Origin of the sequence: Pseudomonas sp. IT-93MI4 (genome assembly GCF_949767635.1) — a bacterium.
Classification (GTDB): domain Bacteria; phylum Pseudomonadota; class Gammaproteobacteria; order Pseudomonadales; family Pseudomonadaceae; genus Aquipseudomonas; species Aquipseudomonas putida_A.
On record NZ_CATKPP010000002.1, the window covers coordinates 101,305 to 125,723 of the forward strand.

The 24,419-nt window shown below is 60.9% G+C and carries 26 protein-coding genes and 1 pseudogene; 11 read left to right on the plus strand and 16 right to left on the minus strand.

Going from position 1 to position 24,419, the window contains the following annotated elements:
* The first annotated feature begins 32 nt into the window (after window positions 1-32).
* On the plus strand, window positions 33-1,649 hold the full coding sequence (locus tag ACM6I7_RS01430; protein WP_097085869.1) for an inorganic phosphate transporter: 1,617 nt from the start codon (window positions 33-35) through the stop codon (window positions 1,647-1,649).
* Window positions 1,650-1,770: 121 nt separating this feature from the next.
* On the opposite strand, the gene ACM6I7_RS01435 is transcribed toward ACM6I7_RS01430, so the two are convergent.
* Window positions 1,771-2,667 (minus strand): LysR family transcriptional regulator, encoded by an 897-nt coding sequence (locus ACM6I7_RS01435; RefSeq protein WP_414887827.1) that lies wholly within the window; start codon window positions 2,665-2,667, stop codon window positions 1,771-1,773.
* 120 nt (window positions 2,668-2,787) lie between these two features.
* On the opposite strand from ACM6I7_RS01435, the gene ACM6I7_RS01440 reads away from it, so the two are divergent.
* Window positions 2,788-3,543 (plus strand): SDR family NAD(P)-dependent oxidoreductase, encoded by a 756-nt coding sequence (locus tag ACM6I7_RS01440; protein WP_027612601.1) that lies wholly within the window; start codon window positions 2,788-2,790, stop codon window positions 3,541-3,543.
* 170 nt (window positions 3,544-3,713) lie between these two features.
* Here ACM6I7_RS01440 and ACM6I7_RS01445 read toward each other — a convergent pair whose 3' ends face one another.
* Complete coding sequence (locus ACM6I7_RS01445; protein ID WP_414887828.1) at window positions 3,714-4,151, minus strand: multidrug/biocide efflux PACE transporter; 438 nt, start codon at window positions 4,149-4,151, stop codon at window positions 3,714-3,716.
* Window positions 4,152-4,240: 89 nt separating this feature from the next.
* Between ACM6I7_RS01445 and ACM6I7_RS01450 the strand changes: the two genes are divergently transcribed.
* A complete protein-coding gene (locus ACM6I7_RS01450) occupies window positions 4,241-5,095 on the plus strand; it encodes a LysR family transcriptional regulator (protein WP_134787152.1) in 855 nt (284 codons plus the stop codon).
* Between the two features lie 106 nt (window positions 5,096-5,201).
* Here ACM6I7_RS01450 and ACM6I7_RS01455 read toward each other — a convergent pair whose 3' ends face one another.
* The 3 genes from ACM6I7_RS01455 to ACM6I7_RS01465 are packed head-to-tail and all read right to left on the minus strand — an operon-like array spanning window position 5,202 to window position 7,234.
* Window positions 5,202-6,431 carry an RNA polymerase sigma factor gene (locus tag ACM6I7_RS01455; RefSeq protein WP_097085875.1) on the minus strand — a complete coding sequence of 410 codons (1,230 nt, stop codon included), beginning with the start codon at window positions 6,429-6,431 and terminating at the stop codon, window positions 5,202-5,204.
* Complete coding sequence (locus tag ACM6I7_RS01460) at window positions 6,424-6,768, minus strand: YciI family protein (RefSeq protein WP_007969364.1); 345 nt, start codon at window positions 6,766-6,768, stop codon at window positions 6,424-6,426. The genes ACM6I7_RS01455 and ACM6I7_RS01460 overlap by 8 nt, the downstream gene beginning before the upstream one ends.
* Window positions 6,769-6,808: 40 nt before the next feature.
* Window positions 6,809-7,234, minus strand: a complete 426-nt coding sequence (locus ACM6I7_RS01465) for a YybH family protein (protein WP_414887829.1) — start codon at window positions 7,232-7,234, stop codon at window positions 6,809-6,811.
* Window positions 7,235-7,375: 141 nt separating this feature from the next.
* Between ACM6I7_RS01465 and ACM6I7_RS01470 the strand changes: the two genes are divergently transcribed.
* Together ACM6I7_RS01470 and ACM6I7_RS01475 are read left to right on the plus strand one after the other, a co-directional pair.
* Window positions 7,376-7,861 carry a GNAT family N-acetyltransferase gene (locus tag ACM6I7_RS01470; RefSeq protein WP_414887830.1) on the plus strand — a complete coding sequence of 162 codons (486 nt, stop codon included), beginning with the start codon at window positions 7,376-7,378 and terminating at the stop codon, window positions 7,859-7,861.
* 18 nt (window positions 7,862-7,879) lie between these two features.
* Window positions 7,880-8,485, plus strand: a complete 606-nt coding sequence (locus ACM6I7_RS01475) for a pyridoxamine 5'-phosphate oxidase family protein (protein WP_027612594.1) — start codon at window positions 7,880-7,882, stop codon at window positions 8,483-8,485.
* A gap of 135 nt (window positions 8,486-8,620) precedes the next feature.
* On the opposite strand, the gene ACM6I7_RS01480 is transcribed toward ACM6I7_RS01475, so the two are convergent.
* The 3 genes from ACM6I7_RS01480 to ACM6I7_RS01490 all read right to left on the minus strand — a co-directional run bounded on the left by ACM6I7_RS01480 (window position 8,621) and on the right by ACM6I7_RS01490 (window position 10,659).
* On the minus strand, window positions 8,621-9,109 hold the full coding sequence (locus tag ACM6I7_RS01480) for a GNAT family N-acetyltransferase (RefSeq protein WP_166496493.1): 489 nt from the start codon (window positions 9,107-9,109) through the stop codon (window positions 8,621-8,623).
* Between the two features lie 324 nt (window positions 9,110-9,433).
* The gene (locus ACM6I7_RS01485; protein ID WP_027612592.1) at window positions 9,434-9,928 is read right to left on the minus strand and encodes a GyrI-like domain-containing protein; all 495 of its coding nucleotides are present in this window, start codon (window positions 9,926-9,928) and stop codon (window positions 9,434-9,436) included.
* Between the two features lie 68 nt (window positions 9,929-9,996).
* Complete coding sequence (locus ACM6I7_RS01490) at window positions 9,997-10,659, minus strand: LysE family translocator (protein WP_414887831.1); 663 nt, start codon at window positions 10,657-10,659, stop codon at window positions 9,997-9,999.
* A 137-nt stretch (window positions 10,660-10,796) separates the two neighbouring features.
* Here ACM6I7_RS01490 and alaC point away from each other — a divergent pair, with 137 nt between their 5' ends.
* Window positions 10,797-12,014, plus strand: coding sequence for an alanine transaminase (gene alaC / locus ACM6I7_RS01495; protein ID WP_183784297.1), 1,218 nt, complete (start codon window positions 10,797-10,799; stop codon window positions 12,012-12,014).
* 178 nt (window positions 12,015-12,192) lie between these two features.
* Here the strand turns inward: alaC and ACM6I7_RS01500 are convergent, their stop codons facing one another.
* Together ACM6I7_RS01500 and ACM6I7_RS01505 are read right to left on the minus strand one after the other, a co-directional pair.
* The gene (locus tag ACM6I7_RS01500) at window positions 12,193-13,548 is read right to left on the minus strand and encodes a GntP family permease (protein ID WP_414887832.1); all 1,356 of its coding nucleotides are present in this window, start codon (window positions 13,546-13,548) and stop codon (window positions 12,193-12,195) included.
* Between the two features lie 82 nt (window positions 13,549-13,630).
* Window positions 13,631-14,164 carry a gluconokinase gene (locus tag ACM6I7_RS01505; RefSeq protein WP_027612589.1) on the minus strand — a complete coding sequence of 178 codons (534 nt, stop codon included), beginning with the start codon at window positions 14,162-14,164 and terminating at the stop codon, window positions 13,631-13,633.
* A gap of 216 nt (window positions 14,165-14,380) precedes the next feature.
* Between ACM6I7_RS01505 and ACM6I7_RS01510 the strand changes: the two genes are divergently transcribed.
* Window positions 14,381-15,412, plus strand: a complete 1,032-nt coding sequence (locus ACM6I7_RS01510; protein ID WP_027612588.1) for a LacI family DNA-binding transcriptional regulator — start codon at window positions 14,381-14,383, stop codon at window positions 15,410-15,412.
* A 140-nt stretch (window positions 15,413-15,552) separates the two neighbouring features.
* On the opposite strand, the gene ACM6I7_RS01515 is transcribed toward ACM6I7_RS01510, so the two are convergent.
* Window positions 15,553-16,425, minus strand: coding sequence for a LysR family transcriptional regulator (locus tag ACM6I7_RS01515; RefSeq protein ID WP_414887833.1), 873 nt, complete (start codon window positions 16,423-16,425; stop codon window positions 15,553-15,555).
* A 121-nt stretch (window positions 16,426-16,546) separates the two neighbouring features.
* On the opposite strand from ACM6I7_RS01515, the gene ACM6I7_RS01520 reads away from it, so the two are divergent.
* The 3 genes from ACM6I7_RS01520 (at window position 16,547) to ACM6I7_RS01530 (ending at window position 19,253) form a co-directional block, all read left to right on the plus strand.
* Window positions 16,547-16,987 (plus strand): PACE efflux transporter, encoded by a 441-nt coding sequence (locus ACM6I7_RS01520; RefSeq protein WP_096795052.1) that lies wholly within the window; start codon window positions 16,547-16,549, stop codon window positions 16,985-16,987.
* Between the two features lie 125 nt (window positions 16,988-17,112).
* The gene (locus ACM6I7_RS01525; RefSeq protein WP_346649691.1) at window positions 17,113-18,537 is read left to right on the plus strand and encodes an MFS transporter; all 1,425 of its coding nucleotides are present in this window, start codon (window positions 17,113-17,115) and stop codon (window positions 18,535-18,537) included.
* A 155-nt stretch (window positions 18,538-18,692) separates the two neighbouring features.
* A complete protein-coding gene (locus tag ACM6I7_RS01530; protein WP_139054368.1) occupies window positions 18,693-19,253 on the plus strand; it encodes a hypothetical protein in 561 nt (186 codons plus the stop codon).
* 126 nt (window positions 19,254-19,379) lie between these two features.
* On the opposite strand, the gene ACM6I7_RS01535 is transcribed toward ACM6I7_RS01530, so the two are convergent.
* The 3 genes and pseudogenes from ACM6I7_RS01535 to ACM6I7_RS01545 all read right to left on the minus strand — a co-directional run bounded on the left by ACM6I7_RS01535 (window position 19,380) and on the right by ACM6I7_RS01545 (window position 21,995).
* A complete protein-coding gene (locus tag ACM6I7_RS01535; protein ID WP_256214240.1) occupies window positions 19,380-19,919 on the minus strand; it encodes a methyl-accepting chemotaxis protein in 540 nt (179 codons plus the stop codon).
* A gap of 3 nt (window positions 19,920-19,922) precedes the next feature.
* Window positions 19,923-20,756 (minus strand): annotated as a pseudogene (locus tag ACM6I7_RS01540) (PAS domain-containing protein); the annotation flags it as partial.
* A 348-nt stretch (window positions 20,757-21,104) separates the two neighbouring features.
* Window positions 21,105-21,995: a LysR family transcriptional regulator gene (locus ACM6I7_RS01545; RefSeq protein ID WP_098965223.1), complete on the minus strand. Its 891-nt coding sequence runs from the start codon at window positions 21,993-21,995 to the stop codon at window positions 21,105-21,107.
* A 99-nt stretch (window positions 21,996-22,094) separates the two neighbouring features.
* On the opposite strand from ACM6I7_RS01545, the gene gstA reads away from it, so the two are divergent.
* Window positions 22,095-22,688, plus strand: coding sequence for a glutathione transferase GstA (gstA, locus tag ACM6I7_RS01550; protein WP_097085895.1), 594 nt, complete (start codon window positions 22,095-22,097; stop codon window positions 22,686-22,688).
* Between the two features lie 125 nt (window positions 22,689-22,813).
* Here the strand turns inward: gstA and ACM6I7_RS01555 are convergent, their stop codons facing one another.
* Together ACM6I7_RS01555 and ACM6I7_RS01560 are read right to left on the minus strand one after the other, a co-directional pair.
* Window positions 22,814-23,827, minus strand: coding sequence for an ABC transporter substrate-binding protein (locus ACM6I7_RS01555; protein WP_027612580.1), 1,014 nt, complete (start codon window positions 23,825-23,827; stop codon window positions 22,814-22,816).
* On the minus strand, window positions 23,824-24,351 hold the full coding sequence (locus ACM6I7_RS01560) for a sigma-70 family RNA polymerase sigma factor (protein WP_414887834.1): 528 nt from the start codon (window positions 24,349-24,351) through the stop codon (window positions 23,824-23,826). Before ACM6I7_RS01560 ends, ACM6I7_RS01555 begins: the two co-directional genes overlap by 4 nt.
* Between the last annotated feature and the right edge of the window lie 68 nt (window positions 24,352-24,419).

The window sequence follows — 24,419 nt, forward strand, 5'->3', positions numbered from 1 at the left end:
ACACTCCTTCCCTCGCTCAGGATTGTCCGCTCATGGCTACTCCCTCCCTGACCGCCGCCCGCCCCACGTCCGCCCACGGCGGCCGGCCGGCACTTGATAAAAAACCCGGGCCGTTCACTTACGTGGTGTTCTTCGCGGTGCTCGCGATGGGGATGCTGTTCACCGCTTACAGCCTGATGCACGACATGCATGAGCTGGGCACCACCGTCACCACCTGGACCCCGTTTTTGCTGCTCGGCGTGGCGCTGCTGATTGCGCTGGGCTTTGAGTTCGTCAACGGTTTCCACGACACCGCCAACGCAGTCGCGACGGTGATCTACACCCACTCGCTGCCGCCGAATGTGGCGGTGGTCTGGTCGGGGTTCTTCAATTTCCTCGGGGTGTTGCTGTCCAGTGGCGCCGTGGCGTTCGGCATCATCGCCCTGCTGCCGGTGGAGCTGATTCTGCAGGTCGGTTCGTCCGCCGGTTTCGCGATGATCTTCGCCCTGTTGATCGCGGCGATCCTGTGGAACCTCGGCACCTGGTGGCTGGGCCTGCCGGCCTCCTCTTCCCACACGCTGATCGGCTCGATCATCGGCGTCGGCGTGGCCAATGCCTTGATGCACGGACGCGATGGCACCAGTGGCGTGGACTGGGCGCAGGCGACCAAGATTGGTTATGCGCTGTTGTTGTCGCCGCTGGTGGGCTTCGGCTGCGCGGCGCTGTTGCTGCTGGCCATGCGCGCCTTCATCAAGAATCGCGCGCTGTACAAGGCACCGGAAGGCAACAACCCGCCACCGTGGTGGATTCGCGGTTTGCTGATCGCCACCTGCACCGGCGTGTCTTTCGCCCACGGCTCCAACGACGGGCAGAAAGGCATGGGCCTGATCATGCTGATTCTGGTTGGCACCTTGCCGATGGCTTACGCGTTGAACCGCACCATGCCCGCCGATCAGGCGCTGCAGTTCGCTGCCGTCGCCGAGGTCACCCAGCAAGCGCTGGTGAAAAACACCCCGCTGCCGGCCCCGGCCGATCCGCGTCCGGTACTGTCGGATTACGTGCGCAGCAAGCAAGCCACGCCGCAACTGATCCCCGCCCTCGCCGCTCTCACCGGGCACATTGGCGAAGAGGTGAAAGGCTATGGCTCGCTGTCGAAAGTCCCGGCCGAGGCCATGGGCAACGTGCGTAACGACATGTACCTGGCCAGCGAAAGCATTCGCCTGATGGACAAGAACAAGGTCGGCAATTTCGACGCCGACACCACTGACAAACTGCAACTGTTCAAGCAGCAGATCGACAACGCCACACGCTTTATCCCGCTGTGGGTGAAGATCGCCGTGGCCATCGCTCTGGGCCTCGGCACCATGGTTGGCTGGAAACGAATTGTGGTGACGGTCGGTGAAAAAATCGGCAAGACCCACCTGACCTATGCCCAGGGCGCCTCGGCGGAAACCGTGGCGATGCTGACCATCGGCGCGGCGGACATGTTCGGTTTGCCGGTCTCGACCACCCATGTGCTGTCATCGGGTGTGGCCGGGACCATGGTTGCCAATGGCGGCGGGCTGCAGATGAAGACCATCCGCAATCTGCTGATGGCGTGGGTGCTGACCTTGCCGGCGGCGATTCTGCTATCGGGCAGCCTGTACTGGCTGTTCACCCAGATTTTCTGAACAACCCGGCCCCCCCTGTAGGAGTGAGCCTGCTCGCGATAGCGGCGCTTCAGTCACATCTGCATCGACTGACAGCACGCCATCGCGAGCAGGCTCACTCCTACAGTTGATCTGCGGCGAGTTACAACGTCGAACGGATGACATCGCCCAACCACTCCATGAACACCCGCACCCGCAGCGGCAAATGCCGTTGCCGCGCATACAGGATTGAAATGCCCATCGCCGGCGCGGTGAACTGCGGCAGCACAGTCAGCAGCTCACCGGTGTCCAGATGGGGCTGCATGCCGGTGCGCGGCACCTGGATCAGACCAAAGCCGCCCAGGCAGGCCGACTCGTAAGCATCGGTGCTGTTGACCGTGACGCTGCCAGCCATCGGCAATCGCCGCACCTGTCCGTCCTGTTCATACACAAACCCTTCCGAGCGCGAACCGAGCACCCCGACGTAGTGCACCAGCCGATGCTGCGCCAGATCCTCCAGCGTCTGCGGCACGCCGTAGCGCTCAAGGTACGCCGGGCTGGCGCAGTTGATCATCGGGAAGTCGCCCAAGTGCCGCGCCACCACCGATTGATCCGGCTGCGCGCCGATGCGTACCACGCAATCGAAACCTTCGCTGAGCAAATCGACACGGCGGTCGGTGCTGCTGATTTCCAGTTCCAGATTCGGGTGGCGCACCATGAACTCCGGCAGCAGCGGCATGATCAGGCGCCGCGCGAGGATGTTCGGCATGTCGACACGAATCCGCCCGCTCAGCGACGCCGGATCCTGCCGAAACAGACCCTCGATCTCGTCCATGTGCGACAGCAGATCCTTGCTGCGTTCGTACAGCACCAGGCCGTCCTGAGTCGCCTGCACCTTACGTGTGGTGCGTTGCAGCAGACGCGTGCCGAGCAGGGTTTCCAGCGCCTGTACGTGTTCGGAAACCGTCGAGCGCGGCAACCCGAGACTCTCGCCGGCCAGGGTGAAACTCGACAGTTCGCTGACCCGGACGAAGGTGCGCAGTAGTTCCAGTTTGTTCATCAGGACACCCGTTGATTGTTCGGCTGAGTCGATCAGTGATTCCGGTTTCAGTCTGTTTATCACCCCATGGCGGATAAATAAACTTTGCTCATCACCACTCACCGCAATCGAGGATTTAACATGAGCCGCAAAATCGCATTGATCACCGGCGCCAGCCGTGGCTTGGGCAAGAATGCCGCCCTGCACCTCGCCGCCGAAGGCGTGGACATCATCGGCACCTACAACAGCCGCGCCGATGAAGCCCAGGCGCTGGTGGCTGAACTGGAACAACGCGGCGCCAAAGCCGTGATGCTGCAACTGGATGTTGGTCGCAGCGAAACCTTTGCCGATTTCGCTTCGCGGGTGGAGCAGGCGCTGCAGCAACTGGAGCGTCCGCGTTTCGACTTCCTGATCAACAACGCCGGGATCGGAGTGCACGCGGCGTTCGCCGAGACCACCCCGGAACAGTTCGACCTGCTGATGAATATCCAGCTCAAAGGGCCGTTCTTCCTGACTCAGCAACTGCTGTCGCTGATCAATGACGGCGGCCGGATCATCAACATCTCCAGCGGCCTGACCCGCTTCAGCCTGCCGGGTTATGCCGCCTACGCCGCGATGAAAGGCGCGATGGAAGTGCTGACCCGCTATCAGGCCAAGGAGCTGGGCGCGCGGCAGATCGGCGTGAACATACTGGCGCCGGGCGCCATCGAGACCGACTTTGGCGGCGGTGCGGTGCGCGACAACGCCGCGTTGAACGCGATGGTTGCGAGCAACACCGCACTGGGGCGCGCCGGGCAACCGGATGATATTGGGGGTGCGCTGTCGATGCTGCTGGCGCCGGGTGCGCAGTGGATCAACGGGCAGAGGGTCGAGGCGTCGGGCGGGATGTTCCTTTAAATCCCCCATTCACTAAAAACTTTCTTGGTGAGAGCCTCTGTGGCGAGGGGATTTATCCCCGATGGACTGCGCAGCAGGCCCTTCTTTTCTGGATAAAAAGAAGGGCCGCTACGCGCCCCATCGGGGATAAATCCCCTCGCCACAGGTTTTGCATTAGCCACAGGTTGTGCTTATCCCGCGCATACCCGGCGGGTCACGAGGCGCTCGCGCACCACGTCATAGCCCCAGTGATACACATAGGTGTACGGCAGGAAAAACAGCAGAACGCCGATGTCGAGCAAGAACGCCTGCCACAGGCTGACCGACAACCACCAGGCAATCAGCAGCACGCCCATCACGATCAATCCGCCCTCAAACAGCAGCGCATGGACCACCCGCGTCCAGGCGTTGTGCGCGATGTTCAGGCGCTTGAGCATGCGGTCGAAAAAGCCGTTGAACAGCACGTTCCACGCCAGCGCCAGCAGGGCAATCAGCACGGTCACCGCGCCCATGTCCAGCAGCGGTTTGTCCATGATCCACGCCAGTAACGGGGTACAGATCAAGATCGCCAGACACTCGAAACCGATGGCCTGGAAGATACGTTCAGTGATGGATTTGTTGGCAGTCATGGCCTGACTCCTTGAGTGAAGAGGGTTGCCATGATCGGCCACCATACCGATACTTCATAACCAATAACCATCGATCAAGGCGATAGTTCATGGCTTCGCAAGAAGTGCTGTTGGCGTTCGTGCAAGCGGCCACTCAGGGTTCGTTTTCTGCAGCGGCGCGCAAGCTGGGGCGCAGTCAGTCGACCATCAGTGCGGCAGTGGCCAGCCTGGAGATCGATCTGGATCTGATTCTGTTCGACCGCAGCAGCCGCAAACCGACCCTGACTCCGGCCGGCCATGTGATGCTGCAACGGGCCGAGGCGATTCTGGCGGCCACCAGTCGTATGGAAATGAGCGCCCGGCAACTGGCACAAGGCGTCGAGCCGAAGCTGACCGTGGCGATTTCCGACACCTACCAGTCAGCGCGATTTGAAGCGGCACTGGTCGGCTTCGAGCAGCGTTATCCGGACCTGGAACTGGAATGCTTGATCGCCGAGTGTGACGACCTGATCGAGTTGGTCCAGCGTGGCCGCGCACACTTGGCGTTTGCCGAAATGCAGGACACCTATCCACCGGATCTGGTGACCTCGACCGTCGCCGAGCGCACTGACCTGGCGCTGTTCGTCAAAGATGATCATGTGCTGACCCGTGTCGAACGGGTCGACCAGCAGGTGCTGGAGCAGCATCGCGAGTTGCGCCTGGCGACCATCGTCAATCCCTACGACAGCCGGGCAAAGGGCCGGGTGTGGTCGGCGCCGAGTTACCTGATGCTGATGGAAATGGCGGAGATGGGCTTTGGCTGGGCGGCGCTGCCGCGCTGGCTGGTGGCGCGTTTCGGTAATGGCTCGCTGGTGGAACTGACGGTGCGCGGCTGGCCGCGGCCGGTGTATGTCGATGCGTTGTGGTCGCGGCTGTATCCGCCGGGGCCGGCGGGGAGCTGGTTGCTGAGCAAGATGCTGGAATAGCGGCGCGCCCATTCGCGAGCAGGCTCGCTCCCACAGTTGGAATGCGATCGCCTGTGGGAGCGGGCTTGCTCGCGAAGGGGCCGGCACTGCCAATGAATATCTCGGATCAATCCAGTTCGCTCAGCCGCCCCTCGATAAACCGCCGCTCCGGCTCTTGCCGGGTCAGTTCCAGTGCTCGCCGATACGCCGCCCGCGCCTGCTCCACCCGGCCCAACTGCCGACAAAACTCCGCCCGCGCCGAATGCGCCAGGTGGTAATCCTGCAACTCACCGCGATCCAGAATCCCCTCGATCAGCGTCAGCCCGGCCAGCGCCCCATCGCGCTTGGCCACTGCCACCGCGCGGTTCAACTCGATCACCGGCGACGGCACCGCCCGCAACAGCACGTCATACAGCCCGACGATCTGCTGCCAATCGGTTTCCGCCGCTGACGGCGCTTCGGCATGCACCGCGGCAATCGCCGCTTGCAGGCAATACGGCCCGAACCTTCGGGTGGTCAGCGCCCGCTCCACCAGCGCACAACCTTCAGCAATCAACCCGGCATCCCAGCGCGAGCGATCCTGGTCATCCAGCAGGATCAATTCTCCACTGGGTGACGTGCGCGCCGGCCGCCGCGACTCATGCAACAACATCAACGCCAGCAGGCCCATGACCTCCGGTTCCGGCAGCAGCTCCATCAGCAACCGCCCAAGCCGAATCGCCTCGCGAGTCAGATCTTCGCGGGTCAGCTCGGCGCCCATCGATGCCGAATAGCCTTCGTTGAACACCAGATAAATCACCCGCAGCACGCTGTCGAGGCGCTCGGGCAGTTCGCTCAGGCTCGGTACTTGATAAGGGATTTTTGCATCGCGAATCTTCGCCTTGGCGCGCACGATGCGCTGGGCAATCGCCGCCGGCGCCGAGAGAAACGCGCGGGCGATTTCCTCGGTGGTCAGGTCGCAGACTTCACGCAGGGTCAGCGGCACTTGCGCGTCCGCCGCCAGCGCCGGGTGACAGCAAGTGAAGATCAGCCGCAGGCGGTCGTCTTCCACGTCTTCGCCACTCCAGTCGGCCTGTTCCAGTTCTTCGAGCTGCGCCAGCAACAGCGGCTGTGAGGCCTTGAAGCGAGCGCGGCGGCGCAACACATCGATGGCCTTGAAACGCCCGGTGGACACTAGCCAGGTGCGCGGATTGTCCGGTACACCGTCGCGCTGCCAGCGCTCGACCGCGACGAAGAACGCCTCGTGCAAGGCTTCCTCGGCGAGGTCGAAATCCCCGAGCAGACGAATCAGGGTCGCCAGAATCCGCCGCGAGTCTTCGCGATAGACCTGCTCGACCCGCGCCCGGACTTCAGACATTCAACTGCCGCACCGGACGCACTTCAACGCTGCCGACCCGGGCCGCCGGAATGTTACCGGCGACCTGAATCGCTTCGTTGAGATCCTTGGCATCGATCAGGTAGAAACCGGCCAGTTGCTCCTTGGTTTCAGCGAACGGGCCATCGGTGATCGACAGCTTGCCGTTGCGCATGCGCACCGTGGTCGCGGTCTGCACCGACTCCAGCGCTTCGGCCGCGACCATCCGCCCGCTGCCCTGAATCGACTCGGCGTAGGCCCAGCACTCGGCGTCTTCCGGGCTGTCGGGCGAGGTGTGCAGCAGGCGCTCATCGCTGTAGACCAAGCATAAATACTTCATGGTTTTCTCCTGAATCGAACGGATCAACTATGGCTGAAGATCAGGGCTGCACATCGAACAGCGTGCTGCCGCTCATCGGATCGAACGGTGCCGACCAGTGCTCGTGAGCGATCTTCCACGTCCCGCCGACCTGCCGATAGCACGCGGTGGCGCGCATCCAGCAGCTCTGGGTTTCGCCCTTGTCGTTGGTGCCGCCGCAATGCGTTACCCAATGGGCGAAGGCGAGGTTGTCGGCGGTCTCGATGGCGATTTCGTGAAACTCGAAAACGTGCGGGCCGGAACACATCTCCATGCAGGCTTCCCAATGTGCACGGTAGGCCGCTTTGCCCTTGAATTGCAGGGCCTTGATCGCGTCGAAGGAGACGATGTCGTCGGTGTACAACGTCATGACCTTGTCGACGTCCTTGGTCATCACCGCTTCGCGGTAGGTGTTGATCAGGGCCTGGATTTCAGTCTGTGCGCTCATGGTGTTCTCCGTGGTTTTTGTGCTGAAGACACCCTTAGTCGTTCGGCCATCGTGCGGATCGACAGACGAAACAAAAAATTTCCGCCGAACACAAAATCGCTAGAATCCGAGGCTCATCTTTGTAGGAAAAAGGAAATTCCCGTGTCAGCCCAACTCGTGCCGTACGACAGCCTGAACGCCTTGCAGCGTCAGCAGGTCGAGGCGATTGAAATCCATCCCGAGCAGATCAAATTTTCCGGCGACATTCACGGCGCGTTGCACACGCTGCTGTCCAGACCCGGCCCCGGCGTCAAAGGTTTCGCGCTGCTGGCCGATCAGGTGCCGGTGGCTTTTCTGCTGCTCAAGCGCCCACCGGTGTTGCCGGACTGGGCCGATGAACACAGCGCCACACTGCACGCCTTGCAGGTCGATCACCGGGCGCAGGGCAAAGGTTACGGCAAGGCCTGCCTGCAAGCGTTGCCCAAGGTGGCGCGTGAAGCATGGCCGGAGATCAAGGGGCTGGAACTGTCGGTGGATGCCGATAACGATGCCGCCATCGCGCTGTACGCCAAACACGGTTTCGTCGACAGCGGCGAAGCGTACAAGGGCCGGATCGGTTACGAGCGGCGTATGGGACTGTTTTTCTAAGTCATCGAGGGATGCACGATGATCGATTCAATCGAAGCACTGGAAGCTATTTACGGCCTGCCCCACGAGCGTGCGGTGCGCAAGCAGATCGGGTTTCTCAACGAGGATTATCAGGCGATGGTGCGCCTGTCGCCGCTGGTGATCATCAGCTCGGTGGGCGCCGACGGTCTCGACAATTCGCCGCGGGGTGATGCGCCGGGGTTCGTGCGGATCATCGACAGGAACACCCTGGCCCTGCCGGACCGCCCGGGCAACAACCGCATCGATACCCTGCGCAATGTGCTGCACGATCCTCGGGTGTCGTTGCTGTTCATCATTCCGGGCATTGGCGAGACCTTGCGGGTCAATGGCACCGTGACCATCAGCGCCGATCCTGAGCTGCTGGAAAGCTTTGCGGTGAACGGCAAACCGGCGAAAACGGTGTTGCTGGTGACGGTAGAGGCGGCGTTTTTCCACTGCTCGAAAGCCTTTGTGCGCTCTGACGCCTGGAACCCCGAAACCCACCTGCCGCGCTCGGCCCTGCCCTCTGCCGGCGCCTTCCACAAGCGCCTGAATGACGGGCAGTTTGACGCCGAGACCTACGACCGCGAAGCACCGAAAAGAGTAAGCGACACTCTCTACTGAACGGGGAACTCAAAACGCCACAACCCCCTGTGGGAGCGAGCCTGCTCGCGAAAGCGTCATATCAGTCAACAAATTGGTTGGTTGACACGCCCTCTTCGCGAGCAGGCTCGCTCCCACAGTTTTGAACGGGTTGAATCAGAGAGTAAGGATCATCTCGTGCCACGCCATCCCGCCATGGTCGGACTCCGACGGTTTGATGTAGGCAAAGCCGAACCCGGCGTACAGCGCAATATGCTTCTCCTTGCACATCAGATGAATCGTCGCCTTGTCCATCCCGCGCATGCGCTCGATGAACTCGGCCATCAGTCGCTTGGCCAAACCCTGGCCCTGATAGTCCGGGTGCACCACCACCGACATGATCACCACGTTCGGCCCTTGCGGGTCGTGACCGATCAGCTCTTTGAACGCCTCGTCGGACATCTGCACGTCAAATGCCGCACCGGAGTTCACGAAACCAGCGACTACGCCGTCTACTTCGGCGACGATGAAACCCTCGGGCCAGGTGGCGATGCGCGTGGCGATCTTCTCGCGAGTGGCGGCTTCATCGCCTTCGTAGGCAACGGTTTCGATCGCGTAGCAGCGATCCAGGTCGGCGGCGGTGACGTTGCGGATGACTGTGTTCATGGCAGCTCGAAAATCAACGGAGAAAAGTGCGCAAAGCATAAAGGAATAAGGTGTTCATATCGATCCGCGCGGGGGGCGTAAAGCCTGCGTATAAGCGCTTTTCTTCGTGCCGCTGACGGGCTATTCCTGCGGTGTGTCTCTGATCACCCTTGGGGGTAACCGCTTATGAGCAGCGTTGAAATCGGCCTGTTGATGGTGTTGGGCATCAGTACGTTCGGCTTTATCACCCTGGGCATCGACCTGTTGCGGGCGCGACGGCTGGGCAAGGGCAAACGCGGTTGAACAGCATGAGGCGGATCAGTGATCCGCCTCATCGTCATGGGCTCAGGCTTTGCTGTCGACCGGCACGCAGATTTCCAGTTTGCCGGTGTGCAGTCGCGGATTGAAATCGGCGCTGTAGCGTTCCAGTTCCGGGGCATTCAGTTCCACGTAATGGGAAGTCGGTAGCCAGGTCTTGTAGATGTATTGCAGGGTTTGCGGCAACTGGTCGAGCGGTCCCTTGTGCTCGAACACCGCGTACTGCCGGGGCAGCACTTCGACCCACTGATAGACCTTCTGGTCGAGGTCATCGAGCTTGCTGATTTCTACCCCGGCGATGTAGTCGAAGCCACCCTTGCCGTCGAAATTGCTGCAGACGCCGTAGGTCACTTCGTTTTTTTGTCCCTGTATCTTTCCCAGGTGCGGCAAGAACTTTTCCCACAGCGCGGGGATGTCCTTGGCAGTGTCCTGGGTAAATCGTCCACGAAATCCCGCGATCAGCAGGAAGTGTCCATGTTCGAAGCGAGGTTCCGCCACTTCGACGCGTTTTTGCTCATCCATGACTCGACTCCTGGAACAAAAGTAGGGGTTCGGCTGCTGAGTATAGAAGCCAAACCCGATTCGCAATGTCACAAGGCGTGCAACTGGTCGGCAGCGCCGGAGCCGACGAACTCGTTATAACCGGATACGATCACGTAAACCGCGAAATAGCAGAAGATCGCCGCCGATGCCATGTAGGAGTAGCGCAACAGCTTGTCGCCGAGCAACTTGCCGCCGTGGCTTGCGGCAAAGCACAGACCGGCCGACCACAGCAGGCCGGCGCAGAGGAAACCACCGAGGAACAGCGCCGAACTAACCGGGCCACCGCCACCGGAACGGGCGATCAGGGTGCCGCCAACTGCAGCGAACCAGAGGATCGCGCTCGGCGAAGACATGGCGAGGAAGATCCCGCGAAAGAACTCCTTGCGATGGGAGTTCTGCCCCACCTCCGCGGTCGCTGCCAACTGCGCTTCGTGGTGAATCGCCGAATAGATCATCTTCGCCGCAAAGTAGATCAGCAGCGCCGACCCGCCGATCCACAGCACCCAGCGCACGCTTTCGTACTGCAGCAGCACGGTCGTCCCGGCCAGCGCCAGCACTGCGTAGATCAGGTCGCCGACGCAAGTGCCGAGGCCCAGCGCGAAGCCCTGAAAGTAACCGCGCTGCATCGCCAGGGTGATCATCGCGATGTTGGCTACGCCGATGTCCAGGCACAGCGAAAGGCTCAGCAAGAAGCCGCTGGTGAATTCCATTAAGCATTTCCTTGGAAAAAATTATTGTCGTGCACGCTGGACAGTCTGCCATCGCTGCCCTTATCTTCCGCCACAGGTCACCGCAGTGACCAGCGTCGCTCGGACGGTTCCGGGCGCTTACGTTATCCGAGGCAACAATGGCTGAACAAGGTTCGCCGCGCCGCTTTGCGCGCATTGATCGACTCCCCCCTTACGTTTTCAACATCACCGCCGAGCTGAAGATGGCCGCGCGGCGTCGTGGTGAAGATATCATCGACTTGAGCATGGGCAACCCCGACGGGGCCACACCGCCGCACATCGTCGAAAAACTCGTACAAGTTGCCCAACGTGAAGACACCCACGGTTACTCCACGTCCAAGGGTATTCCGCGCCTGCGTCGGGCGATTTCCAATTGGTACAAGGAACGCTACGCGGTCGACATCGACCCGGAAAGCGAAGCCATCGTCACCATCGGTTCCAAGGAAGGCCTGGCGCATTTGATGCTGGCCACCCTGGATCAGGGCGACACGGTGCTGGTGCCGAACCCGAGCTACCCGATTCACATCTACGGCGCAGTTATTGCCGGCGCCCAAGTGCGTTCGGTACCGCTGGTGCCGGGCGTGGACTTCTTCGATGAACTGGAGCGGGCGATTCGCGGTTCGATCCCCAAGCCGAAAATGATGATCCTCGGTTTCCCGTCCAACCCCACCGCGCAGTGCGTCGAGCTGGATTTCTTCGAACGGGTGATCGCCCTCGCCAAGCAGTACGACGTGCTGGTGATTCACGACCTGGCCTACGCCGATATCGTCTACGACGGCTGGAAAGCCCCGTCGATCATGCAGGTGCCCGGCGCCAAGGACATCGCAGTGGAGTTTTTCACCCTGTCCAAGAGCTACAACATGGCTGGCTGGCGCATCGGTTTCATGGTCGGCAACCCGGAGCTGGTCAACGCCCTGGCGCGGATCAAGAGCTATCACGACTACGGCACCTTCACCCCGCTGCAAGTGGCGGCGATTGCTGCGCTGGAAGGCGATCAGCAATGCGTGCGCGACATCGCCGAGCAGTATCGCCAGCGTCGTAACGTGCTGGTCAAAGGCCTGCATGAGCTGGGCTGGATGGTCGAGAATCCGAAGGCTTCGATGTACGTCTGGGCGAAGATTCCCGAGGCTTATGCGCATCTGGGTTCGCTGGAATTTGCCAAGAAGCTGCTGGCCGAGGCCAAGGTCTGCGTCTCGCCGGGGGTGGGCTTTGGTGAGTATGGCGACGATCACGTGCGCTTCGCACTGATCGAGAACCAGGACCGGATTCGTCAGGCGGTGCGCGGGATTCGCGGGATGTTCCGGGCGGATGGCTTAGTCACCAAAACTGGCGCCTGACACCTGCCCCCTGTGGGAGCGAGCCTGCTCGCGAAAGCGGTCTATCAGTCAACATATTGGTTGTCTGACATGGCCTCTTCGCGAGCAGGCTCGCTCCCACATTGGTTTTGGGTGAACCCTAAAATCAGCGCACAAAAAAAACCGCATCGCTGCGGTTTTTTTGTGTCTGTGTGATCGCTTACACGAACAGCGACAGCAGCAGGATAAAGCCCAACGCAACCACCGACAGGATGGTTTCCATCGCGGTCCAGGTCTTGAAGGTCTCGGCCACGGTCATGTTGAAGTACTGCTTCACCAGCCAGAAACCGGCGTCGTTCACATGAGACAGGATCAACGAACCGGCACCGGTGGCCAGCACCAGCAGCTCACGGTTGACGCCCGGAATCATCCCCACCACCGGCACCACGATGCCCGCGCCCGTGATGGTCGCCACGGTGGCCGAACCGGTGGCGATACGAATCACCGCCGCCACCAGCCATGCCAGCAGGATCGGCGAGATCTGCGCGCTGACCGCCATGTGGCCGATCACGTCGCCCACACCACTGGTCACCAGCATCTGCTTGAAGCCACCACCGGCACCGATGATCAGGATGATCGCGGCGGTTGGCGCCAGGCTCGCGTCCAGCCACTTGAGCATCTGCTGCGAACCGATGCCCTGCTTGTGACCGAAGGTGTACAGCGACAGCAGCAAGGCCAGCAGCAGGGCCGAGATCGGGTGACCGATCATGTCCATCCAGGTGCGGAAGAAGTGACCGTCCGGCAGCGCCACGTCAGCAAAGGTTTTCAGCAGCATCAGGAACACCGGCAGCAGCACGGTGATCAGGGTGATGCTGAAGCTCGGCAACTTGGTTGAGTCGTCGCTTTCACGGGCCAGTTGATCGACCAGCTCCTGATTCGGCGTGCCGGGAATGTGCTTGGCGATGAAGGTACCGAAGATCGGACCGGCGATGATGGCGGTCGGCAGCGCAACGATCAGACCGTAGAGGATGGTCTTGCCGATGTCGGCGCCGAACACCCCGATCGCCAGCAGCGGGCCCGGGTGCGGCGGCACCAGACCGTGTACAGCGGACAGGCCGGCGAGCAGCGGGATACCGATCTTGATGATCGACACACCGGTGCGGCGGGCAACGATGAACACCAGCGGAATCAGCAGCACGAAGCCGATTTCGAAGAACAGCGGGATACCGACGAGGAACGCGGCGAACATCATTGCCCACTGGACTTTGTCCTTGCCGAAGGCGCGGATCAGTGTCTGCGCGATCTGATCGGCACCACCGGATTCGGCCATCATTTTGCCGAGCATGGTGCCCAGCGCGAGGATGATGCCGACGAAACCGAGCACGCCACCGAAGCCGTCCTGGAACGCCTTGATGATGGTGCCGATCGGCATGCCGGACGTCAGGCCGAGGAACGCGGCCGCAATGGTCAGCGAGATGAAGGGGTGAATCTTGAATTTGGTGATCAGGATAATCAGGCCGATTACCGTGACCACTGCATCGAGCAGCAGGTAGGCGTCGTGGGACATGCCAAACATTGGGGGTGTCTCCTGGCTTGTTGTTGTTATTAAAGCGGGTTAAACAGAATTCGTGAGGACAGCGCTAGCTCTTTCAACACACTCATACCGCCTGTTTCAAACCGTGGGCCTGCCACCAGACGTGCGCCTGGGCAGCCAATTCTTCGACGCTGTGGATCGAAGCATTCAGCGCCAGGGTCAACGGCTCACCGACCGGCGATTCGAGGGTGGCGAACTGGCTTTCGATCAACGTTGCCGGCATGAAGTGTCCCGGGCGATGGGACACGCGGTCGGCGGCCACTTCCGGGGTCAGCTCAAGAAACACGAAGCCCAGGCCCGGCAAGGCACTGCGTAGCACTTCGCGATAACTGTGTTTAAGGGCCGAGCAGGTCAGCACCGGGCGTTTACCCGATGCATCGACGCGACGCAGTTCATCGCACAGGCTGTCGAGCCAGCCGGCACGGTCGTCGTCGTTCAGGGGGATCCCCGCGCTCATCTTTTCGATGTTGGCGGCCGGATGAAAAGTATCGCCTTCAATGGCAGTGGCGCCGCTCAATTGGCACAGGGCCTCGCTGACGCACGTCTTGCCGCAACCGGCAACGCCCATGATGACTAGGGCGGTGATGGGATGACTCATATAACACCTCAGCGCGCAGACAGCGCTACCTTTGCTAGCTATGACTCTAGTGCACAGGCAGAAGTTGCCGACGCCTTCTTGTCGTTTTTTTGGGTTGCAGCAGGTTTGTTCCCAACGCCAAAAAGCGAAGATCAGGCAGGACCTCGCTTACGCATTTGCAGCTGCATCAGGACAGCGCTACCTTAGTGCCTTGATTTTTGTTTGGCAAGCCGCCCGATGACCACCCCTAAAAACGATAAAAACACTCGCACCACCGGCCGTCCCACCCTTAATGAAGTTGCCCGCCTCGCCGGCGTGAGCCCGATTACCGCCTCCCGCGCCTTGCGCGGGGTCAGCACGGTGGCCACGGAGCTGGTGGAAAAAGTGCAGAAAGCCGCGCTTGAACTCAACTACGTGGTCAACCCTGCCGCCCGCGCATTGGCCTCGGCGCAGAGCCATTCAGTGGTGGTGCTGGTGCCATCGCTGTCCAACCTGTTGTTCATCGATACGCTGGAAGCCATTCATCGGGTGCTGACACCCAAGGGCTTCGAAGTGCTGATCGGCAACTTCCACTATTCGCGCGATGAAGAAGAGAACCTGCTGCGCAACTACATGGCTTATCAGCCGCGTGGTTTGCTGCTGACCGGGTTTGATCGCACGGAAAGTTCGCGGCGGATGATCGAGGCCAGCAATATTCCCTGCGTGTACATGATGGAACTGGACAGCGCTGCCGGCGTGAATTGTGTGGGTTTCTCGCAGCTCAATGCCGGCGAAACGGCGGCCGAACATTTGCTCTCGCGCGGTCGCAAGCGTCTGGCCTACATCGGTGCGCAACTCGATCAGCGCACCTTGTTGCGCGGTGAAGGTTTCCGCAAAGCCCTGCAGAAGGCCGGGCGCTACGACCCGGATCTGGAAGTGCTGACGCCGCGCTCCTCGTCCGTGGGCCTTGGCGGTGAGCTGTTTCTGCAACTGCTGGCGGCGCATCCGGATGTGGATGCGATCTTCTTCGGCAACGACGACCTGGCGCAGGGTGCGCTGCTGGAGGCGCTGCGCAACGGAATCAAGATCCCCGAGCAGGTGGCGATTCTCGGCTTCAACGATTTGCCGATGTCCGAACACATGGTGCCGCGCCTAAGCAGCATCAACACCCCACGCGAAGCGATCGGCCGGCGCGCGGCGGAGCAAATGTTGACGTTGATGGCGGGCAACAGCGTGGCGCGGCCGGTTGAGGATATGGGTTTTGAATTGAAGATTCGCGAGAGTACCTGATCCTTCCCAAATGCTGAGTTGAAACACACCCCCTGTAGGAGTGAGCCTGCTCGCGATAGCGGTGTGTCATTCAACACATGCATCGCCTGACACAACGCTATCGCGAGCAGGCTCACTCCTACAGGGGGTTTGTGTTGGGCTCAGTGGCTGAGCAGTTCGACGAGGGCCGATGCGCCCTTCTGCAGCGGCTGGCTCTTGAGCCACACCGCGTGGACCGGCAGTACCAGGCCGTTTTCGATGTTGCGGAAATTCAGGCGCTTCAGTCGTCCGCTGTCCAGCCACGGCTGCACCACCGACAGCGGGAAATTGCCCCAGCCCAACCCCGCCTCGACCATCTCCAACGCAGTCTCCAGGGTGTCGGTGCGCCAGTGCGATTCGGCCACCAGCGGTCGAGTTTCGCTGATCGGCAAGTCGCGACTGGCGACGAAGATCTGCCGCACATGCACCAGGTCTTCGAGAAACAGATCCTGCCCCTGCAACAACGGACTGTCCGCCGCCAGCGTGGCGATCATCCGTTCGCTGCCGACAAACTGAAAACGCTCCAGCACGTTCATGCTCAACCCGGCAAACGCCAGACACACGCTGACACGGCCACTGTGCAGCATCGCCAGCACGTCGTCCTGCGGTGCGGTCAACACTTCGATATCGAGCAGCGGATGACGCTCGGCAATCACCTTGATCGCGGCGAGCAAGCGGCGGCGGTCGATGTCGGCGACCACGCCTATCGACAGCCTGCTCTCCAGCCCCAGCGACAACTCCACCGCGTGCACCTGCAGTTGCTTGAGCTGCTCGGCGATCAGCCGCGCATGCGGCACCAGTGACAGCGCCATCGCGGTCGGTTGGGGTTCGCGGTGGCTGCGGTCGAACAGCGGATAGCCAAGCTCCGCCTCAAGATTGCCGATGCCCATGCTGACTGCCGAAGGTACCCGGCCCAAAGCGCGGGCAGCAGCGGAAAACGAGCCACGCTCGATCACTGCGAGGAACAGTTCGATGCTGTCGCTGTTGAAATTCAAAACACCACCTATCACCAAAACTGAAAGCTACTGACTTTTTCTGTCACGCATATTGAAGCTATCTTTTGCCGCCTTCGCCAGTCCCGCTGGCCAACACGTTGCAAGAAAGAGGCAAATCCCCATGCAAGGCGTCAAACGCAAACTGGTCTACGTGTCGCTCTACGAAGTGATCGGCATGACCTTCTCGGCCCTCGGCCTGGCGCTGTTATCCGGCACTTCGCCCGGCAGCACTGGCCCACTGGCGGTGATCATCACCACCATCGCGGTGACCTGGAATTTCATCTACACCTCGCTGTTCGAGCACTGGGAAAGCCGCCAGCAGTCACGCACCCGCACGGTCAAGCGGCGCATCGCTCATGCAGTGGGTTTTCAACTGACGCTGATCGTGTTCCTTATTCCGCTGATCGCCTGGTGGATGAACATCAGTCTGGTGCAGGCGTTCCTGCTGGATCTGGCGCTGATCATCTTCATCCCGTGCTACACGTTTGCCTTCAACTGGCTGTTCGATCGCGTCTTCGGCTTGCCGGCCTCGGCGCTGCCCGATTCGACTGCTGCGGCATAAATCGTTAATTGGTAAGCAGTTATTGCAAGAAATCGGCGGTTCTCCGGGGCTAACCGCCGAAATTCACAATCCGTGAACTCCGATAGCAGGCTAAGCTTTTCCATCAATAAAAAATGGATCCGCAGATGACTGCTCACGCCCCCGCCGCCGCGCAAAGCGACGGCATCGACCCGATACGCGCCGCCGAGATTTCCGCCCGCATCGACCGCCTGCCCGCCGTCGCCACGATCTGGCGATTGGTCGCGTTGTTGTCGATTGGTGGTTTCTTCGAACTCTACGATTTGTTCCAGACCGCCTACATCAGTCCGGGACTGATCCGTGACGGGATCTTCGCCACCGGCAATCAGGGCGTGTTCGGCTTCTCCGATCAGGCAGCGTTCGCGTCGGCGACCTTCCTCGGCCTGTTCCTCGGCGCCAGCCTGCTCAGCCCGTTGGCCGATCGATTCGGCCGGCGCGCGATCTTCACCTTCGCGCTGGTCTGGTACACCGTGGCCACGGTGCTGATGGGCATCCAAAGCTCGGCGCTGGGCATCATCTGCATGCGCTTTCTGGTGGGCATCGGCCTCGGTATCGAGCTGGTGACCATCGACGCCTATCTCTCGGAACTGGTGCCCAAACGCATGCGCAGTTCAGCGTTTGCCTTCGCCTTTTTCGTGCAGTTTCTCTCGGTGCCGGCGGTGGCATTGATGTCGTGGTGGCTGGTGCCGCAGGCGCCGTTCGGTGTGTCCGGCTGGCGTTGGGTGGTGTTGGCGAGCGCGGTGTTTGCACTGTTCATCTGGTGGCTGCGCAAGCGTCTTCCCGAGTCGCCACGCTGGCTGGCGCAACATGGGCGTTTCGATGAAGCGAACAGGATTCTCGACGATATCGAAGCCCGCTGCGAGAAGGATCACCGCCAACCGCTGGACGCTCCAGAAACGGTGCCCGTCGATGTCGAGGGCAAGGGCCGCTTCGCCGATATCTGGCAACCACCCTACCGTCGACGTGCGTTGATGCTGATCGTGTTTCACGTGTTCCAGGCGATCGGTTTCTTCGGTTTTGGTAACTGGCTGCCGGCGTTGCTTTCCGGCCAGGGTGTGAGCGTCACCCACAGCCTGATGTACGCGTTTATCATCACCCTCGCCTACCCGCTCGGGCCGTTGCTGTTCGTGAAGTTTGCCAACCGTTTCGAGAACAAATGGCAGATCGTCGGCTCAGCCCTCGGCGCGATGACCTTCGGCACTCTGTTCGCGTTGCAGACCAGCGCCTTCGGCCTGATCTTCTGCGGGGTGATGATCACCTTCTGCAATGCCTGGCTGAGCTTCAGTTATCACTCGTACCAGAGCGAACTGTTCCCGACCAACATCCGTGCCCGAGCGGTGGGTTTCTGCTATTCGTTCAGCCGTTTGTCGACGGTGTTCAGCAGCCTGTTGATCGGGCTGTTCCTCGACAACTTCGGCACGCCCGGGGTGCTCGCGTTCATTGTCAGCAGCATGCTGATCGTGATGCTGACCATCGGCTGGTTCGGCCCGCGCACGCGCAATCTGGCGCTGGAAAACATTGCCCACCGCTGAGGCTACACGGTCATCCTCTGCCGCCCGACGGCAAGGGATGACCGCTTTGTTGCACATGCCAGATCACTAACACGTTGAAATAAAATAACTTTCTTTAAAGGCACGGTAATTGCTCGGATATGCCCGTCAGCAATTATCCAAAGGTCTCCATCATGATGTTGGTCAGTGCCAAACAGCAGCAGCTCATCCACCTGCCCAAGCGGCTGGCGGATGATGCGACCACGACCGCCGCTGCCGGTCTGCAAAGCGGCCTGCACGGCGCCATGCTGCAATCGCTGCAGAACCAGGCCCAGTCGCAAGCCACCGATGCGACCTCCAGGGTCGAGGATTCGGCCACGCAGATCGCCACCCAGCAAGTGGCCGCCGCTACGCGCATCAGCGATAACGTCGACGAAGCCTTCGCCAAGACCCGCGTGGGCCTGCAAACCACCGACGCCACGGCGGCCGGCACCACCACCGGGACCTCGGCCACTGACGCGTTCAAGGACTACATGAGCAAGTCGCCGGAACAGCGCCTGCGCGACAGTATCCTTCAGAGCATGGGCATCACCGAAGACGACATCAAAGCCATGCCGCCGGAGAAACAACTGGCCATCGGCAAAGAGATCGCCGAGCGTCTGCAGGACAAGATGAAGCTGGCGCAAGCGGAAAAAGACAACGTCAATGACGTCAAAGACAGCGACAAACTGGCGGACAAGTTTCTCGCGGCGCTTTGATCTGAAAGTTGCTTAGAAACCAATGTAGGAGTGAGCCTGCTCGCGATAGCGATACATCAGTTACTTATCCAGTGACTGACGCACCGCAATCGCGAGCAGGCTCACTCCTACAGTTGTTGATGGGTGTCAGTTTAGTTGCAACGTCGCATTGAACTGCCCGATCGCATCCACCACATGTCGCGATCCCTGCTGAATTTCCAGAATCACCTCCCCCGCCTCATTCGCCAACTCCACACCCAGCCCGGTGCGACTCAGACTCGACTGCATGCTCGACACCGCGCTAAGCGACAGGTCATGGTTTTTGCGCACCACTTCGACAATCTCCAGGGTCGCCTGACTGGTGCGCGCCGCGAGACTGCGCACCTCGTCCGCCACCACCGCAAAACCGCGTCCGTGTTCACCGGCTCGCGCCGCTTCGATGGCCGCGTTGAGCGCCAGCAGGTTGGTCTGGTCGGCGATGCCGCGAATGGTCTGGACGATGGTGCCGATGATGTCCGACTGTTTGCTGACCGCATCAATGCTCAGCGCCGCTTCGTTGAGGTCGCGGGAAATGTCCTGAATGATCTGCACCGTCTGCTGCACGACCTGTGAGCCTTTTTGCGCGCAGGCGTCGTTTTGAACCGAGGTGCTGTGGGCCGATTCCGCGGCGTTTTGCAACGTGGTCATTTGGCTGGTGATGTCGCTGGCGAACTTCACCACCTTGTACAAACGACCCTTGGTGTCGAACAGCGGGTTGTACGAGGCTTCGAGATAGACCATCTGCCCGGACTTGTTCTTGCGTTCGAAACGGTGCGAGTGATATTCGCCGCGATTGAGCGACGCCCAGAACGCCTTGTACTGCGCCGATTCGGATTCGGAACGGTGACAGAACATGCTGTGGTGATGGCCAACGATTTCGTTGAGCGAGTACTGCATGGTTTTCAGAAAGTTGTCGTTGGCGGTAATCACGTTGCCGTCCGGGGTGAACTCGATCACCGCCATCGAACGGCTGATCGCCGCCAGCATGCTTTCTTCTTCGTGTTCTTTATTGACCCGGGCGGTGATGTCCGACGCCACTTTGATCACACTTTTGACTTGTTTGTCCGGGCCGTACACCGGCATGTAACTGGCTTCGAGCCAGATCTCCTTGCCGGACTTGTTCAAACGCAGGAACGTGCCGCTGATCGGCTCACCCCGGGCCAGGTCGCGCCACAACTTGGCGTACTCCTCGCTGCGGTAAAACGCTTCTTCGCAAAACACCCGGTGATGCTTGCCACGCACTTCCTCGGCGCTGTACCCCATGGTCTTGCAGAAGTTTTCGTTGGCATCCAGAACAATGCCCTCGGGGGTAAATTCGATCATCGCCATGGAGCGGCTGATCGCTTCGAGCTTGGCGTTGGCTTCGGTCAAGGCGCAGCTGAAACGCTCGATTTCCTGCAGGTCAGCCTTGTGATGTAGGTTGAACATGGTTGTATCACCTTCCGCGCGGTCTTTTGATTTGATGAAAGTCAGGTCTTTCAGCATCCACCACTACGTTCCACAGAACAGGCACACGCATTCCTCCACGGGAGGAAGTTGTCAGGTGATAAATGATGTTTAATCCGAGGGTCCATGCAGCGACGCTCTAATCAAGACATCCTTCTCTTGATAGCCCAGCAGCGGGCCAGCCCTAACGTGCAGAAAACTTCCATGTACAACTTGCTCCTTGTTGGTTCAGTGTCCGGTGCCTTGGGTTGCGCACTCTGGCAGCGTTGAAATCACGGCTAACAGATGACGGTCGACATAGTTAGTTACAGCTAGCATAGCCATCGCCATGCCGTGCGCAAGGCCACTAGTCGGCCAGTATCTGGCACTTTTTGCACAAGAAACGGTTCAGCGAGCTGTCGCGACTGCCGTCTCCGCCACCAGATCCAGCAACGCCTGCACCGTCGCTGACGGCGTCTGCCCCGCAGGCAGCACCAGCGAAAACACCCGTTCGATACGTGGCTGCAAGGCAATCACGCGCAAGCCCTGACGCTCGGCCGGCAAGGTCATTTCCGGCACCAGGGTCACGCCGAGATTTTCCCGCACCAACGTGAAGGCGCTGCTCCATTCGCGCACCTCGACCCGCACGTCCTGCAACTGCAACCCGGCTTCAGCGGCGAGGCTGCGGGCGTTGGTCGAGCAACCGCCGGTGGCCAGCACAAAGGGCAGCGCCGTCAGTTCTTGCAGGCTGACGCCCTGCTCGATCCCCCGCAGCGCCAAAGGGTGCCCTGCCGGCACCACCGCTACCCATTCATCACGGCCCAACGGCCCGGCATTGCGCTCGGGCGCCGGGTTGAGCACCACGCCAACATCCACCAGACCGGCCGCCAGCAAGGTTTCCACCTCGTCGTCGCTGACCTCCAGCGCCACCACTTCGATCCCCGGATACAGCCGATTGAACTGGCGCAACAGCGGCGGCAGAAAACTCGCCAGCACCATGGGAAAACTCGCCAGACGAATCGTCCCGCGCAGCATCGGGCGCACGCTGTCGACGGTCTGGCGAATGGTCTCCAACGCACCGAGCATCAGCCGCGCCTGCTCGATCACCGGCAGACCGATGGCGGTGGGCAAGGTCTGTCGGCTTTCGCGGCTGAACAGTTGCACGCCGAGGGTTTCTTCCATCAGCGCCAGGGCCTGGCTCGCGCCGGACTGGGTCATGCCGACCCGCTCGGCAGCGCGGGTGATGTTGCCGTGATCGGCCACGGCGACCACCAGCCGCCAATGCATCAGGTTCATCATGCCAGTAGCTGTCCTTATGGCAGGTTTCTGAAAGATTAATTTTACCGAGGGTGCGGCGCACTATGACACTGGCGCCAATTCCTCACCAGAGAGCTGCCGATGAAGCTGTATTACGCCCCGCAAGCCTGTTCACTGGCGCCGCACATTGTCTTGCGCGAACTCAAGCTGCCCTTCGTGCTGATTCGCGTCGACAACCGCAGCAAGCGCACCGCCAGCGGTGAAGACTTTCTCGCGATCAATCCCAAGGGGTACGTCGCGGCCCTGCAACTGGACGACGGCACGGTACTGACCGAAGGCCCGGTGATCCTGCAATATCTGGCGGATCTGCAACCACAGCCAGGATTGGCGCCGGCACCCGGCAGTTTTGAACGGCTGCGTTTGCAGGAGTGGCTGAATTTCATTTCGAGCGAAGTCCACGGCGGGCTTGGTGCGCTGTTCGATGAGCGGTTGCCGGCCGAGGTGATCAAGGAGAAGTTGTTCAAGCGTTTTGCGGTGTTGGTCGCAGTGCTGGAGCAGCAGGAGTATCTGCTGCCGAGCGGCTTCAGCGTCGCGGATGCCTTGTTGTTTGTGGTGTTGCGCTGGGCCGGGTTGTTCGGGATCGAACTGGCGCAGTGGCCGGCACTGGCGCGGTTTCAGGCGCGGATTGAGCGGCGGCCGACCGTGATGGCGGCGTTGGCTGCGGAAGCGGCGTAAGTCTTTAGATCATTCGCGAGCAGGCTCGCTCCCACAGGGGTTTTGTGCACGTCAAAAATCCAGTGTGGGAGCGAGCCTGCTCGCGAAGGCATCAGTTCAAACAACACCGATCAACCGGCAGAAACTCAAAGCCCCGCCGTCACCTTGCTCGCCACCTCCCCCGGCACCCACGCCCTCCACACCTGCGGCTGATCGCGTAAAAATGCTTCGGCAACCTGCCGCGGTGGCTGGCGTTTTTCGCTCATCCCGGCCAGCGTCTGGTTCAGCAGATCAATCGGCAAATCGACTTTCTCGAAGAACGACACCAGCTCCGGGTATTGCGCCTTGAACGGCGCCGACACGCCAATCGCCAGGCTGGCCGGCATCGAGCGGGTGCCCTTGGGATTCGGGTTGTTGGCATCGGCCAGGGTTTTCCAGGCTTCAGCATCGAACGGTGGCTCTTCGAGCTTCACCAGTTTGAAGCGCCCGAGCAGCGGCGTCGGCGACCAGTAATAGAACAGCACCGGTTTGCCGCGTTTGATCGACGACGCCACCTCGGCATCCAGGGCCGCGCCGGAGCCGGTGCGGAAGTTGACATAGCTGTCGGTCAGCGCATAGGCCTTGAGTTTCTGGCTGTTGACGATCTCCGAAGTCCAGCCGGTCGGGCTGTTGAGGAAGCGTCCACGGCGCGGGTCTTCCGGGTCGCGGAACACGTCCTTGTAGCGCGGCAGGTCGGCCACCGATTTCAGCTCCGGTGCCAATGGTTTGATCCCGCGCTCGGGGTCACCCTTGATCACGTATTCCGGCACCCACCAGCCCTCGGTCGCGCCCTTGACCGTGTCGCCAAGGCCGAACACCTTGCCTTCATTGGCAGCCTTGACCCACGCCGGACTGCGCCCGGCCCACTCCTCGCCGATCACCTGAATATCGTTCTTCGCCAGCGCCGCTTCCAGGCTGACGGTGCTGCCCGGCAGCGTGTCGGTCGGGTAGCCGTAACCTTTTTCGACGATCAGGCGCAGCACTTCGGTGATGAAACTGCCGCTTTCCCAAGTGATGTCACCGAAGTGGATCGGTGCGGTTTTTTCCGCCGCCGAAACAGCGCCGACGCTCAGGCTCAGCGCCAGTAACGAACGGCCGAGCAGGGTTTTGATTGATCTCATGCGGACCTCTTGTCTGTCAGGATTTGGTTGGCGCTGTGGCGATCGCACAGGGCTTGGGAGCGGCTCATGTAAACGCTGACCGAACGCTGGGAGATGCCCAGTTCGGCGGCGATTTGCGGGTAGGTCAGGCCATCGATCCGCGCCAGCAGAAAGGTCGAACGGACCTTGCCGGGCAGGCGTTGCAGGCTGTGGTCGAGGCGTTTGAGGGTCTGGCTCAGTTGCGCGAGGTCTTCAGGCGAAGTGGCAGCATCGACGTCCATCTGCTGCGCATGCCGGCGCTCCAGATCCGCCCGGCGCCAGCGCTGATAAAGCAAGCGCTGAGCAATCGTGGTGAGCATGGCGCGCGGTTCACGGATCGCCGTGATGCTGGGCGCCTGAAGCAATTGCGCGAAGGTTTCGGCGGCGATGCCTTCCGCGCCTGCGGAGTCGTGCAGATGTCGGCTCAGGTAAGTGCACAGCCAGCGGTAGTGGGCGCGGAACAGAACGTCGAGATGATTGCGGTGAGCGGTGTCGGCGCCGGACATGAGGGCTCCTGGGTAAGGGTCGCTGAATGTCCGGTGATCCGGTGGCGCGATCGTAGCAAGGAGCCTTA

What these genes read in the sequence shown, in the direction of transcription:
- ACM6I7_RS01510 (WP_027612588.1), top strand. Translation starts at nt 14,381, where the DNA reads ATGACCACCCCTAAAAACGATAAAAACACTCGCACCACCGGCCGTCCC.
- ACM6I7_RS01450 (WP_134787152.1), top strand. Translation starts at nt 4,241, where the DNA reads ATGGCTTCGCAAGAAGTGCTGTTGGCGTTCGTGCAAGCGGCCACTCAG.
- ACM6I7_RS01490 (WP_414887831.1), bottom strand. Translation starts at nt 10,659, where the DNA reads ATGGAATTCACCAGCGGCTTCTTGCTGAGCCTTTCGCTGTGCCTGGAC.
- ACM6I7_RS01480 (WP_166496493.1), bottom strand. Translation starts at nt 9,109, where the DNA reads ATGAACACAGTCATCCGCAACGTCACCGCCGCCGACCTGGATCGCTGC.
- ACM6I7_RS01455 (WP_097085875.1), bottom strand. Translation starts at nt 6,431, where the DNA reads ATGTCTGAAGTCCGGGCGCGGGTCGAGCAGGTCTATCGCGAAGACTCG.
- ACM6I7_RS01430 (WP_097085869.1), top strand. Translation starts at nt 33, where the DNA reads ATGGCTACTCCCTCCCTGACCGCCGCCCGCCCCACGTCCGCCCACGGC.
- ACM6I7_RS01505 (WP_027612589.1), bottom strand. Translation starts at nt 14,164, where the DNA reads ATGAGTCATCCCATCACCGCCCTAGTCATCATGGGCGTTGCCGGTTGC.
- ACM6I7_RS01545 (WP_098965223.1), bottom strand. Translation starts at nt 21,995, where the DNA reads ATGATGAACCTGATGCATTGGCGGCTGGTGGTCGCCGTGGCCGATCAC.
- ACM6I7_RS01465 (WP_414887829.1), bottom strand. Translation starts at nt 7,234, where the DNA reads ATGAGCGCACAGACTGAAATCCAGGCCCTGATCAACACCTACCGCGAA.
- ACM6I7_RS01435 (WP_414887827.1), bottom strand. Translation starts at nt 2,667, where the DNA reads ATGAACAAACTGGAACTACTGCGCACCTTCGTCCGGGTCAGCGAACTG.
- alaC (WP_183784297.1), top strand. Translation starts at nt 10,797, where the DNA reads ATGGCTGAACAAGGTTCGCCGCGCCGCTTTGCGCGCATTGATCGACTC.
- ACM6I7_RS01555 (WP_027612580.1), bottom strand. Translation starts at nt 23,827, where the DNA reads ATGAGATCAATCAAAACCCTGCTCGGCCGTTCGTTACTGGCGCTGAGC.
- ACM6I7_RS01560 (WP_414887834.1), bottom strand. Translation starts at nt 24,351, where the DNA reads ATGTCCGGCGCCGACACCGCTCACCGCAATCATCTCGACGTTCTGTTC.
- ACM6I7_RS01520 (WP_096795052.1), top strand. Translation starts at nt 16,547, where the DNA reads ATGCAAGGCGTCAAACGCAAACTGGTCTACGTGTCGCTCTACGAAGTG.
- ACM6I7_RS01475 (WP_027612594.1), top strand. Translation starts at nt 7,880, where the DNA reads ATGATCGATTCAATCGAAGCACTGGAAGCTATTTACGGCCTGCCCCAC.
- ACM6I7_RS01460 (WP_007969364.1), bottom strand. Translation starts at nt 6,768, where the DNA reads ATGAAGTATTTATGCTTGGTCTACAGCGATGAGCGCCTGCTGCACACC.
- ACM6I7_RS01525 (WP_346649691.1), top strand. Translation starts at nt 17,113, where the DNA reads ATGACTGCTCACGCCCCCGCCGCCGCGCAAAGCGACGGCATCGACCCG.
- ACM6I7_RS01530 (WP_139054368.1), top strand. Translation starts at nt 18,693, where the DNA reads ATGTTGGTCAGTGCCAAACAGCAGCAGCTCATCCACCTGCCCAAGCGG.
- ACM6I7_RS01535 (WP_256214240.1), bottom strand. Translation starts at nt 19,919, where the DNA reads ATGACCACGTTGCAAAACGCCGCGGAATCGGCCCACAGCACCTCGGTT.
- ACM6I7_RS01440 (WP_027612601.1), top strand. Translation starts at nt 2,788, where the DNA reads ATGAGCCGCAAAATCGCATTGATCACCGGCGCCAGCCGTGGCTTGGGC.
- ACM6I7_RS01500 (WP_414887832.1), bottom strand. Translation starts at nt 13,548, where the DNA reads ATGTTTGGCATGTCCCACGACGCCTACCTGCTGCTCGATGCAGTGGTC.
- ACM6I7_RS01445 (WP_414887828.1), bottom strand. Translation starts at nt 4,151, where the DNA reads ATGACTGCCAACAAATCCATCACTGAACGTATCTTCCAGGCCATCGGT.
- ACM6I7_RS01485 (WP_027612592.1), bottom strand. Translation starts at nt 9,928, where the DNA reads ATGGATGAGCAAAAACGCGTCGAAGTGGCGGAACCTCGCTTCGAACAT.
- gstA (WP_097085895.1), top strand. Translation starts at nt 22,095, where the DNA reads ATGAAGCTGTATTACGCCCCGCAAGCCTGTTCACTGGCGCCGCACATT.